Here is a 12215-nt window from a genome sequence, read left to right as displayed (position 1 = left end):
CAGCGCACCTTCACCGTGGACAAGACCGCTCCCGCCGCTCCGGTGATTCAGACCCCGGCCGAAGGTGACACGGTGGGCGCGACCGGGACGGACTACACGGGCACCGCCGAGAACCTGAGCACCGTGACGGTCCGCGTGGACGGAGCTCCCGTAGGGACCACCCAGGCGGGCAGCGACGGGCGATGGACCGTCCCCGCCGTCAGCACCCTGAGCGAAGGAGCGCACACGGTGACGGCCACCGCCACCGACACCGCTGGCAACATCAGCCCTGTCGCGTCGAATGACTTCACCGTGGACGCGACGGCGCCCGCGGCTCCCACCATTACGACGCCCGCCTCGGGCGCAGTGGTGGGCGCGGCTGGCACCGGCTTCTCCGGCACGGCCGAGAACCGGAGCTTCATCACCGCCCGGCTGGATGGCGCCATCGTCGGCACCACCCAGGCCTCCGCCGCAGGGGCCTGGTCCCTGCCGACGAGCACGTCCTTCACCGAGGGCCCCCACACCCTGAGCGTCACGGCCACCGACGCCGCCGGCAACGCGAGCGCCGCCACGGAGCGCACCTTCACCGTGGACACGGGCAAGCCCGCCGTGCCCGTGATTCTGACGCCCGCCTCCGGCGCCGTGGTCGGCTCTGCCGGCACGGGCTTCACCGGCACCGCGGAGAACCTGAGCACCGTGACGGTTCGCGTGGATGGCGCCACCGTCGGCACGCCCACCGCGAGTGCCACCGGCGCCTGGTCGGTGCCCGTTCAGACGGGCTTCACCCATGGGGCCCACACCGTGACGGTCACCGCCACCGATGCCGCTGGCAACACGAGCACCGCGGCGGAGCGCACCTTCACCGTGGACATCGTGGCGCCCTCCCCGCCGGTCATCCTGACGCCGAATCCCGAGACGGTGGTCGGTCCCGCCGGCACGGACTTCACCGGCACCGCCGAAGCGAACAGCACCGTGAATGTCAGCGTTGACGGAAGCGCCGTCGGCACCGTCCAGGCGAGCTCCACCGGGACGTGGTCGCTGCCCGTGAGGACGGGCTTCGCCAACGGCACCCGCACGGTGTCCGCCACCGCCACGGACCCGACGGGCAACACGAGCCAGCCCGCGGTCGTCAGCTTCACCGTGGACGTGACACCGCCCGCCACGCCGGTCATCCAGACTCCGAATCCCCTCGTGGTGGTGGGAACGACGGGGACTGGCTTCTCCGGCACCGCCGAGGCCCTGAGCACCGTCAGGGTCCGCGTGGATGGCAACCTCGTCGGCACCAGCCAGGCCAGCGCCGGTGGGGCCTGGTTGCTCGCGCCCCAGACGGGCTTCACCCATGGAACGCACACGGTGACGGCCACCGCCACCGACGTGCTGGGCAACGTCAGCGTCGCCGCGGAGAGCAGCTTCACCGTGGACATCGTCGCTCCCGCGGTCCCCGTCATCGTGACGCCGGCCGAGGGCGCCATCGTCGGTCCCGCTGGAACAACCTTCTCTGGCACCGCCGAGAACCTGAGCACCGTGAAGGTCAGCGTGGATGGCACGCTCGTCGGCACCGCCGAGGCCAGCGCCACGGGTGCCTGGTCCCTGCCCACCCAGACGGGGTTCACGAATGGCAGTCACACGGTGACGGCCACCGCCACTGACGCCGCGAACAACACGAGCGGCGCCGCGAGCCGAGGCTTCGTCGTGGACATCACCGCCCCCGCCGCGCCCGTCATCCTGGTCCCAACGGAAGGCGCCTTGGTGGGCGCCGTGGGTACGGCCATCTCCGGGACCGCGGAGAACCTGAGCACGGTGAAGGTCAGCGTGGATGGCACCGCCGTCGGCACTGTCCAGGCCAGCGCCACCGGAACGTGGGAGCTGCCCGTCAGCACGAGCTTCACCCACGGCGCTCACACGGTGACGGCCACCGCCACCGACACGCTGGGCAACGTCAGCACCGTCGCGGAGCGCCGCTTCACCGTGGACATCGTCGCGCCCGCCGCCCCCGCCATCGTCACGCCGAGCCCCAGCGTCGTGGTGGGCCCCTCGGGCACGACGTTCTCCGGCACCGCCGAGAACCTGAGCACCGTGACGGTCCGCGTGGATGGCACCACCGTCGGAAACACCCAGGCCTCCGCCACCGGGGTCTGGTCCCTGCCCACGCAGAGTGGCTTCACGGATGGGCAGCACACCGTGACGGCCACCGCCACCGATGCCGCGAACAACACCAGCGCCGTCACGACCTCCACCTTCACCGTGGATATCACCGCGCCCGCCGCCCCCGTCATCCAGACGCCCAATCCCACCACCGTGGTGGGCCCCGCGGGCACGGCCTTCTCGGGCACCGCCGAGCCCCGGAGCATCGTCCGCGTCCATGTCGACGGCGTCGTCACCGGGTCCGCGACCACCACCACCGAGGGGGCCTGGTCGCTCCCGGTCCGCACGGGCTTCACCGCGGGCACGCATGCGGTGACGGCCACCGCCACCGACGCGCTGAACAACACGAGCGTCGCCGCGGAGACGAGCTTCACCGTGGACCTGTCGGCGCCCGCCGCGCCGGTCATCCTGACGCCCAATCCCGACACGGTGGTGGGCCAGGACGGGACGGGCTTCTCCGGCACCGCCGAGCCCCGCAGCACCGTGAATGTCACCGTGGATGGGGACCTGGTCGGCACCGCCACGGCGAGCGCCAGCGGCAACTGGTCGCTGCCCACGCGACGGGGCTTCACGGATGGCACCCACCTGGTGTCCGCCACCGCCACGGACCCCGCGAACAACACCAGCTCAGCCACGGAGGTCCGCTTCACCGTGGACGTGACAGCCCCTGCCGCCCCCGCGATCCTGACCCCCACTTCGGGCATCCTGGTGGGCCAGGCTGGAACGGGCTTCTCGGGCACCGCCGAGCGACAGAGCACGGTCAAGCTCCTCATCAACGAGAGCGTGTTCGCCACGGCGGTGACGGGCGCCAACGGACAGTGGCTCGTGCCTGTCATCACCACGCTGGCCAACGGCATCCACACCGTGACGGCCACCGCCACGGATGCCGCGAGCAACGTGAGCGCCGCCTCCACGGGCATCGACATCACCGTGGACACCCTCGCCCCCGTGATTCCCACCCTCACCACTCCGCTCGCCGAGGCCGTGCTGCCCTCGCAGCGCCCTGACTTCGTCGGCACCACCGAGGCGGGCGCCCGGGTGAGCATCTTCATCGACAGCGCCTTGTCCGGCACCGTGACGGCGACGAGCTCCGGCAACTGGACCTTCGCCCCCGCGACGGCGCTGTCCGAGCGGCGGCACGACGTGCAGGTCAGGGCCACCGACCTCGCCGGCAACGTGGGAGACCTGTCGTCCGCGAGGGCCTTCCGCGTGGACGTGACGCCTCCCACCACGGTGGTCACCGAGCCGGTCCAGAACGCGACGCTCACCACCGCCAGGCCTCGAATCGCCGGGACGGCGGAGGCGGACAGCACCGTCTTCATCACCATGGATGGAACCAGGCTGCCGGGAGTCATCGTGGATGGCGCGGGCAGTTGGGCCTACGAGCCTCCCCAGGCCCTCGCCCACGGGCGGCACGACATCCAGGTGCAGGCAACGGACCTCGCCGGCAACCAGGGGCCTCGCATCGCGCGCTCCTTCACGCTCGACCTGGTGCTCCCGAGCGAGCCCGGGCTGGTGGCTCCCGCGAATGCCTCGCTCGTGAACACGCGCACGCCGCTCATCCGCGGCACCGCCCAGCAGAACTGCATCCTCACCGTGCGCCTGGATGGCCTGCCCCAGGACCAGAAGCCCGTCGTCGACAGCGCGGGTGAGTGGAAGTTCACGCCCGCGACGGGCCTGACGGATGGGCTCCACCTGGTCAGCGCCTACTGCACGGACGCCTTCGGCCGGGCCAGCACCGAGTCCGGCTCCCACGCCTTCACCGTGGACACCACGGCGCCCGCGGCCCCGCTCGTCGTCACGCCCACGGCCGAGGCCATCGTCGGGCCGGGCTTCAACACCATCACCGGCACGGCGGAGCCGGGGACCACACTCACCGCGAGCCTCAATGGCCTGACGGTGGGGACGACGCAGGCCAACGAGCGCGGCGAGTGGGCGGTGCAGATTGGACTGGCCATCATCTCCGGTCCGCAGAACCTGCTGGTCTGGGCCACGGACGTGGCGGGCAACACCGGAGTCTCGTCCACGCCTCGCGCCTTCGTCGTGGACGTCCTCCCGCCGACCACCACCCTGAGCGGCGGACCCAAGGGAACCAGCACGCTCTCCGAGGTCACCTTCACCCTGACCACCTCGGAGCCCGTCGCCAGCTTCAAGTGCACGCTGGACGGCGTGGACCTGGAGGTCTGCGAGAATCCGCTCACCGTCCGCTCGCTGTCGGAGGGCCCCCACACGCTGGATGTGCTGGCGACGGACTTCGCGGGGAACGTGCAGCTCGTCGCCGCCCATCACCAGTGGAACGTCATCCGTCCCAGCCTCGTGGAGGGCGGTGGCGTGGGCTGCTCCAGCACCGCGGGCGCCTTCCCGCTCGGCCTCGTCTGGCTGGCGTGGGTGGGCGTTGTCGGACTGCGCCGTCGGCGGTGAGGCGACATCCTCACCGCCGAGGCGGGGCCTCACGTCACTGGATGGTGAACGAGCCCACGTAGAGGTTGTTCCAGGCCAGGGGGCCGAGGTTGCCGTTGTAGTACCAGCCGGAGTTCAGGAAGACGCCGATGAACCAGAACGACGAGTAGACGTAGTACGTGCCCGGCACCAGCTCGTAGGTGGTGGCGGTGGTCTGGTTGATGACGCAGTTGTCATGCGAGTGGGGGGTCTGGTGCGTCTTCACCAGCTGCCCCTGCGCGTTGTAGATGTAGAAGTTCGCCTTGCTGCTGGGCGCGACGACGCCGTGGAAGGTGAGCGTCCCGCCCTGGCTGAGCGGGCTGAGGAAGCTCACCGCCGTGTAGCTGGACTGCCGGCACTTGTCCTCCGGGCGACCTCCGCTCAAGGGGTACTGCGGCACGTTCGCGGGGATGGAGACGGGCGGCGTGGAGTTCTGCGCGGTGTTGATGGTGACGGGCGTGCTGGTGGGGCCACAGCCGCCGCAGCCGCCGCCCGGCTCCTCCTCTTCACCGGGCAGGGGCATGGGCGGGAGCGGCGAGCGCGCCGTCTCCTCGTGGGTGTCGGGCGTGGACTCCGGGAACGGCCCGCCGCAAGCGGATAGCAGCGTCGCGAGGCACAGCGTGGCAACGGCCGAAAGCATCAGCTTCATGGATGTCATCTCCGGACTGGAACCTGGCGCGACCATCGCGCCAAGACGCGGTCAGGGTCGGCGGACCCGCCCATTCCCCCCACGTCGTGCCAGGGGGTCGGCACCCCGGGATTTTCTTTGCATTCCCGGGCGGAGATTTCTTCGCGCCCCCCGCTTCAGGAGGCCTGGACGGCTCCTGGCACCGCGCGCCGGGCGGCCACCCAGCTCCGGGCCTCCTCCTCCGTGTCCACCATGCCGAACGAAGCGCCTTGCGTCCGCCCCAGCAGGCCCGAGGGCGTGCCCATCATGCTGGCCATGGTGCGCAGCGCGAAGCTCGCGCCAAAGATGACGATGCCCGCGTAGGGCATCACCTCTGGCGTCTCGCTCAACGCCTTGCGTGCCTCCAGGGAGATGCTCGACCCGCGGCGCGCATCACAGAGAAGGTAGAGCCGGGGCTGGGCCACCATCAGCTCGCGCCCCACTCCACACAGCGCCTGGATGAGCTTGAGGTCGAACACCCCGACCTGGACCAGTCGGACGAAGTCGGGCGACTCGAACCACATCTTGCTGTCACCGAACGTCCACATGCGGACCATGATGTGTCTCCTCGATGAACTCGGAAGCGGTCAGCGCCGCGGCGGGGGCCATGGCCCGGCGAGTCCACCGCCAGGAGCGTGTACGGCCCGTCGACGCGCACCACCACGCCGTCGCCGTTCTCCACCTCGCCCACCTTCGGGCGACGTCACAACCACACCTCGAACTCCACCTGGGTGCCGGTGGTGCCTGTGTTCACCTCGAACTTGTCCGACAGCCGCTTCACACCCAGCAGGCCCAGGCCCATGCCCGTCTTGCTCCGGTAGGTGCCAGACAGCACGCGCTCCAACTCGGGGATGCCCCGCCCCAGGTCCTCCGCGCGAACGCGCAACAACTTGCGCGGCGCCTGCACGGGGATGAGCTGGATGGTGCCGCCACCCGCGTAGGAGATTTGATTGCGCGCCAGCTCGCTCACCGCCGTCGCGACCTTCTGGCACTCGTAGCCTCGCCCGCCCATCGCCTCGCACAGCGCGCGCGCCGCGAGCCTCGCGTGGCTGGCATCCGCCTCCGTGCGAACCAGATACGTGGTGGGCCGCGCATCCATCGCCATGGGCAACACGGAGACCGCGGTCGGCTCGCGCGCGTTCAGCCCCGAGGGAACGCTGTCCGTCGCGGTAAGGGCTCGAAGGCGGGCGACCAGGTCCGGACGACGGGCCGGGTCCACGAAGTAACGCGAGGCGGGCTCCAGCGCTTCGATGACGCGCGGCAGCTCCACCGCGCCCAGCGCGTCCGCCGACAGCCGCAGCGACTCCAGCGTTCCTCGAAGCACGAGCCGCGCGGCGGTCTCGGGCATGAAGTGCCGCAAGACGCCCAGCAGCTCTGCACTCGTCACGCCCCGACTCACCACGGTCTCCTTGCTTCCTTCTTCAAGCGCTTGCGCGCGAATACGTCCAGACCGCCGCCCTCGCGATTGGAGACCCGGACCTCATCGGTCAGCCTCCGCACCGCCGCGCCTCCTTCACCCAGGCTCTCGCTCGGCAACGGCTCCGGACGTCCCTCTCGGCCCAGGAAGAGCCGCTCCGGCATCCCCGGCCCCCGAGCCAACGCGCGGATGCACAGCCAGGCGGGGTGACGGACGACCACGGACAACCGGGACTCCAGCGCGGCGTTCGTGGGCAGTGGCAACGGCAAAAGTCAGTCCAGGAGTAAATTCCGTGGAATAAAGCCAGCATGAGGCAATAATTTCGCGGGGATTGTAAAGCGATTCACGAAGCACCCATGAAATCCGCTTCGGTTTCCCGAAAGAGACGTCTAAAATTCCGGGTTTTTTCGTTTTACTCGCGCGCTTCACCTGCTTGCGCCGGGAAGCTCCGGGAATCCGTCGCTCTGGCGCCGTCGTCCCCGCGAGCCACGGGGCGGGAACTACCCACGCGAAGTGCGTGGGCGTTCAACCAGGAAAGCGCCTTTCGAGCTCAGCCGCCGTTGAGCAGTTGCACCTGGAGGTCCATCCCCACGGCGAGGGTGGTGGCGCGAGGCAGCTCCACCCAACTGCCGGGGCGCTTCAGGTGACTGGCGACGACGACGGTGCGGCGGCGGCGGTGGGCGCCCACCGCGGGCTGGGACTCGGAGGAGCTGGCCGTCACGCCGCAGGGCTCGCACTCCGCGCCGCCTTCGAGTCGAGAGTAATACAGCGGCTCCTCGCCGAAGCGGCAGGCCACGAGGACGGCGCCGTTGGTGGCGACGAGGTTGAGCGTGGAGGCGCGGGGGATGCCCGCGTCCACGGAGCGCTTGATGACCTCGCGCGCGGTGTCCGCCAGCAGGCGACCGGCGACGTGCGCCTCCAGCCTCGGGTCATCGGTGCGCCCCACGTCGCGCAGCTGGCGCAGGAAGAGGGCGAACAGCACCTCGCTGTCCGTCGCGCCGTGTACCTGACGCTGCAGGTGCTCCGGCAGCGAGGCCAGCAGGGAGGCACGCAGTTCGTCGAAGCCACTCACACTGCCCTGGTGGGCGAACAGCCAGCGGCGCGAGCGGAACGGCTGGGTGTTCTCTTCCAGCGACTGGCCCACGGGGAGCCGGCTGGCATGGAACAGCAGGGCCTCCGACTCGCCCGGTGGGGCGAGCCCCACGAGCGAAGGTTCACCTTCCGCGCTGGAGAAGCGGCGCAGGAGGACCTCGTCCTGGGCGTAGGCTCCCACCCCCACCGCGTTGGCGCGAGGCTCCGTCTGTACGAGCACCTGCTCGGCGAGCCGGTGGAGCTCGCACCTGAGCAGGTTCGGGTCTGACGTGAGGGCTGCGAGGACGACGGACATGAGGGAGAACTCCTTTGCTTCATAGATAATGACGTCGCCTTCCCCCCTCAAGCCAGCGGGCACGCCCCCTTGCCTCTTCGCTAAGTGCTTGAAATGGCTGGGCTTTACATTGATCGAACATTGACACGTCTTCCGGAGGCTCCTAACCTCCGGGCGCTTCACCGACGGCCTCGGGCTAGACCCTTCACCGGAGATGGAATGTCGGACGACATCGCAATCGGCATCGACCTTGGCACGTCGTACTCGTGCGTGTCGGTGGTCCAGGATGGCCAGCCCATCGTCATCCCCAACGAGTGGGGAGAGACGACGCACGCCTCCTGCGTGTCCTTCCTCGAGGATGGCTCGGTGCTGGTGGGCAACGCGGCCAAGAAGAACATCATCACCAGCCCCGAGACGACGGTGTACTCCGCCAAGCGTCTCATCGGTCGCTACTACTTCTCCGACGAGGTGAAGAAGGCGCAGGCGGTGATGCCGTACCGCATCGTCGAGGGCGAGAACAACTCGGTGCGAATCGGCGTGCGGGAGCGCGCGTACTCGCTGCCGGAAATCTCCGCGCTGGTGCTCAAGGAGATGAAGGCCGTCGCGGAGACATACCTGGGACGTGAGGTGACCAAGGCCGTCGTGACGGTCCCCGCGTACTTCAACGACAACCAGCGGCAGGCCACCAAGGACGCGGGACGCATCGCCGGGCTGGAGGTGCTGCGCATCCTCAACGAGCCCACGGCGGCGGCGCTGGCGTACGGCTTCGGCCGGGACGTCAACCAGCGCGTCGTCGTCTACGATTTGGGCGGCGGCACGTTCGACGTGTCCATCCTGGAGATCGGCAAGGACGTCTTCGAGGTGCTCGCGACGGCGGGCGACACGTACCTGGGCGGCGACGACTTCGACGACCGCATCATGACGTGGCTGGCGGACGACTTCCTGAACAAGACGCGGCTGGATTTGCGGCAGAACAAGTTCTGCCTCCAGATGCTGAAGGAGGCCGCGGAGAAGGCGAAGATCGACGTGGGGCAGACGGGCTCCGCGGACATCCTGTGCGCGGGCATCTGCCAGGACGCGCAGGGCAACGTGATGGACCTGCGCCACACGCTGAACCAGGACCAGTTCAACCGGATGGTGATGGACCTGGTGCAGCGCACGTTCAAGGTCTGCGACGAGGCGCTGCAGAGCGCGCGACTGACGGCGGCGGACATCGACGCGGTCATCCTGGTGGGCGGGCCCACGCGGCTGCCCATCATCCGCAACTCCGTGAAGCACTACTTCCAGAAGGCTCCGCTGGAGGGCATCAACCCCGACCAGGTCGTGGCCATGGGCGCGGCGCTCCAGTCGCATGCGCTGCTGGACAGCAGGACGGAGACGTTCCTGGTGGACGTCACGCCGCTGACGCTGCGCATCGGCACGGTGGGCGGATACACCGAGAAGATCATCGACAAGAACACGCCGGTGCCCATCGACCGCTCGAAGGCGTTCACCACCAGCCGCGACGGGCAGGAGAAGGTGAAGATTCGCGTGTATCAGGGCGAGTCCAACCGGGCCGACGAGTGCGAGATGCTCGGTGAGTTCGAGTTCGCGGGCTTCCGCATCGGCTATCGCGGCGAGGTGAAGATTGAGGTCACCTTCGAGATCAACACCGACGGACTGGTGAACGTGTCCGCGTGCGACACGGAGACGGGACAGAAGACGTCGACGACCATCACCCTGTCGTCTGGCATGTCGGAGGACGACATCCAGAAGTCCATCCAGTCGAACCGCAGCACGCGCCTGGCTGGACACACCAACAACGACCTGCCCGCCGTGGCCCAGTAGACGAGCGCGATGTCCGAGCCTACCGATCCCAGCTCCGGCAAGCCGCCGGGAAGCCCTCCCGGGACACCGGCGGCTCCCGCGCGTCCCGCCATTCCGAGGATGACGGCCGCCACGCCGGGCCCCGTCGTGCCGCCGACACCGGCGCCGGTGGCCCGCCCGCCCGCCGCCGCCCCCGCGCGTCCCTCCGCCGCGGGTACCTCGCCCGCGGGTGCGCCGACGGCGAAGCCTCCAGGCATCGCGGCGCCAGCGGTGCCTCCCACGCAGCGACCCACGGTGGCCGCGATGCCCGCCATCACCGCGCCCATGCCGCAGCGACAGAGCGCCACGGGGTTGCCGTCAGCGGGCCCCGCCTCCACGCCCACGGGAGCGAGGCCCACGGTCGCCGCCATACCCGCCGTGGGTGCGCCCGCGAGTCCGGGGACAGGCACGCCAGCACGTCGCGCTGGACCGCCGCCCCCGCCAACAGGTGAGGTCGATCCAAGTTCAGAGGTGACACCTCCCGGGGGCACGCAGCTGACGCCTCCGCCTGGCGCGGGAATAGGACCTCGCGCGACAGCCTCGGGCACGGCGCCTCGCGTGACGTCAGCGGGCATCCCGCCGATGACGCCCGCGCCCGTCACTGGGACGACACCTTCTGCCGCGGGCCCCACTCCTCGCGCGGCTCCAGCGGGCATCCCGCCGATGACGCCCGCGCCCGTCGCGGGCACGGCGCCGTCTGTTTCAAGCCCCGCATCACGTGCGACCGCGCCGGGCATCCCGCCGATGACGCCCGCGCCCGTCGCGGGCACGACACCCGCTGCGTCGGGTCCCGCTCCTCGCGCGACTCCAGCGGGCATTCCACCGATGACGCCGGCTCCTGTCTCGGGCGCCGTGCCATCGGGTCCCGCTCCTCGCGCGACTCCAGCGGGCATTCCACCGATGACGCCCGCACCCGTCGCGGGAGCCACGCCTCGCACGGCCGCGCCTGGCACGGTGCCTCCGCCCCCAGGGTCGGGCCCCGCTCCTCGTGCGACTCCAGCGGGCAGCGCACCGATGACGCCCGCTCCGGTCGCTGGCACACCGCCTCGCGCGGCGTCCACGAGCACGGTCCCTCCGCCTCCAGGGTCGGGCCCCGCTCCTCGGCCCACACCGGCGGGCATCGCTCCGATGACGCCCGCTGTCGCTGGAGCCTCGCCTCGCGTGGCGCCCATCGCGGGCACGCCGCCTCGCGCGGCCCCGGCCATCACCTCGCCCCTGACGCCCCCGCCCGTCGCGGGCGCCATCATCCCGCCACCGCCCCCCGGCGAGGGCACCACGGCGCGCGGAGCCGCGCCCATCTCAGGTTCCGTTCCCTCCATCGCGCCAGCGGTCCCGAGCGTCGCCTCGGCGTCTCCCGCCACGCGTCCGCCAACGGTACCGCTGCCCCCCGGATTGACCCGGCCCACCGCCACCGCCGCGGCGCCGCCCACCGGTGCGCCACAGGGTCCGGCCCTCACGCCCCGGCCGCCTCCGACGCTCGCCGTCGGACAGGTCGCCGCGCCTCCGCCGCCGGCCTCGCCGCCACCGCCGCGTCCGGGACCACGGCCCACCATGTCGTTGCCGGCGATCGTCACCGCGGACGCGCCGCCCCGGCCTCCCGCCGCGGCCACCGTCCCGGCATCCCGCCGATGACGGCGCCTCGAGTGCCCGCCATCAACCCGGTGGTGCCACCCATCGCCCCGGCGGTGCCCTCCGTCGCGCCCATGGCACCGCCCCCGCCGCCCGTGGGAGCCCTGTCACCGCCTCCGCCACCGAACGCGGCCAAGGGCCCCGGCCTGGACGAACACCAGCTCGCGGACCTCGCGTCGCGCTGCGCGAAGCTGGACCAGAGCGACTACTTCGAGGTGCTCCTCCTGGAGCGCACCGCCACTCCCGCCGACATCAAGAAGGCGTTCTACCGGGAGAGCCGCACCTACCATCCGGACCGCTTCTTCCACATCGAGGACAAGCAGCTCAAGGAGCAGGTGCACGAGCTCTACAAGCGCGTCACCGAGGCCTACTACGTCCTGCGCGACGACACGAAGCGCAAGAAGTACCTCGCCGACGTGGCGGGCTCGGAGCGCGCGCAGAAGCTGCGCTTCACCGAGGCGTCCGAAACCGAGACGAAGGCCGCCGCGAAGAAGGAGCAGGAAGAGCAGATCGGCACCCACCCCAAGGGGCGCCAGTTCTACCAGCAGGCCCAGAAGGACATCGACGCCGGCAACTGGTCCGCCGCCGAGCGCAACCTCAAGATGGCCCTCACCTACGAGCCCTCCAATCCCCGCTACAAGGAGAGCCTGGCCGAAGCGCAGAAGCGCCTGTCGGACGAGGCCAAATCCAAGGGCGACTCGTTCAAGATTCGCTGACGTCGTCCGGAG

Annotated in this window: 8 protein-coding genes; 3 read left to right on the top strand and 5 right to left on the bottom strand. The window is 70.4% G+C overall.

The features are described from left to right. Window positions 1-15 precede the first annotated feature (15 nt). Complete coding sequence (locus tag G4D83_RS31190) at window positions 16-4545, top strand: Ig-like domain-containing protein (RefSeq protein WP_240356778.1); 4530 nt, start codon at window positions 16-18, stop codon at window positions 4543-4545. A gap of 34 nt (window positions 4546-4579) precedes the next feature. Here G4D83_RS31190 and G4D83_RS31185 read toward each other — a convergent pair whose 3' ends face one another. From G4D83_RS31185 to G4D83_RS31165, 5 genes are all read right to left on the bottom strand, one after another. Further along, on the bottom strand, window positions 4580-5212 hold the full coding sequence (locus G4D83_RS31185) for a hypothetical protein (RefSeq protein ID WP_163868492.1): 633 nt from the start codon (window positions 5210-5212) through the stop codon (window positions 4580-4582). Between the two features lie 155 nt (window positions 5213-5367). Next, window positions 5368-5787, bottom strand: a complete 420-nt coding sequence (locus G4D83_RS31180) for an STAS/SEC14 domain-containing protein (protein ID WP_163868491.1) — start codon at window positions 5785-5787, stop codon at window positions 5368-5370. A gap of 146 nt (window positions 5788-5933) precedes the next feature. Then, a complete protein-coding gene (locus G4D83_RS31175) occupies window positions 5934-6629 on the bottom strand; it encodes an ATP-binding protein (protein WP_420826669.1) in 696 nt (231 codons plus the stop codon). Beyond that, a complete protein-coding gene (locus G4D83_RS31170) occupies window positions 6626-6910 on the bottom strand; it encodes a hypothetical protein (protein WP_240356776.1) in 285 nt (94 codons plus the stop codon). The genes G4D83_RS31175 and G4D83_RS31170 overlap by 4 nt, the downstream gene beginning before the upstream one ends. 287 nt (window positions 6911-7197) lie before the next feature. Beyond that, window positions 7198-8034, bottom strand: a complete 837-nt coding sequence (locus tag G4D83_RS31165; RefSeq protein ID WP_163868490.1) for a class II glutamine amidotransferase — start codon at window positions 8032-8034, stop codon at window positions 7198-7200. A 198-nt stretch (window positions 8035-8232) separates the two neighbouring features. Here G4D83_RS31165 and dnaK point away from each other — a divergent pair, with 198 nt between their 5' ends. After that, complete coding sequence (dnaK, locus tag G4D83_RS31160; protein WP_163868489.1) at window positions 8233-9840, top strand: molecular chaperone DnaK; 1608 nt, start codon at window positions 8233-8235, stop codon at window positions 9838-9840. Between the two features lie 1646 nt (window positions 9841-11486). After that, complete coding sequence (locus G4D83_RS31155) at window positions 11487-12203, top strand: J domain-containing protein (RefSeq protein ID WP_275902401.1); 717 nt, start codon at window positions 11487-11489, stop codon at window positions 12201-12203. Window positions 12204-12215: the final 12 nt, after the last annotated feature.

This window comes from Myxococcus eversor, from assembly GCF_010894455.1.
Taxonomy (GTDB): Bacteria; Myxococcota; Myxococcia; order Myxococcales; family Myxococcaceae; genus Myxococcus; species Myxococcus eversor.
Note: the sequence above shows the minus strand (reverse complement) of the source record. Positions and strands in the feature narration are given on the sequence as shown.